This window comes from Pelomicrobium sp. G1 (assembly GCF_051905455.1).
Lineage (GTDB): Bacteria > Pseudomonadota > Gammaproteobacteria > Burkholderiales > UBA6910 > Pelomicrobium.
Genome location: NZ_JBQACR010000619.1, coordinates 1 through 235, shown reverse-complemented (window position 1 = coordinate 235; position 235 = coordinate 1). Strand labels below are relative to the sequence as shown.

At 66.0% G+C, this 235-nt stretch carries 1 protein-coding gene; it reads left to right on the top strand.

Annotation, left to right across the window (positions count from 1 at the left end; all coding sequences use genetic code 11):
* Positions 1–12: 12 nt before the first annotated feature.
* A partial coding sequence (locus ACTFO6_RS19870; RefSeq protein ID WP_439936005.1) for an LON peptidase substrate-binding domain-containing protein occupies positions 13–235 on the top strand: 223 nt, incomplete at its 3' end.

Here is a 235-nt window from a genome sequence, read left to right as displayed (position 1 = left end):
ACGGTGGCCAACATGCTGCGTTACGTCACCACGCCGGACGGCACCCACCACATCTTGGCCCAGGGTGAAAGCCGCTTCCGGGTGCTCCGGTTCCTGGAAGGCTGGCCTTTCATGGTGGCCCGCGTCCAGCGCATCCAGGAAGAGGAGCCCAAGAGCGCGGAAATCGAGGCCCGGGTGCTCCAGCTAAAGGAGCGGACCAAGGAGATCCTGGAGCTGCTCCCTCAGGTGCCGGCGG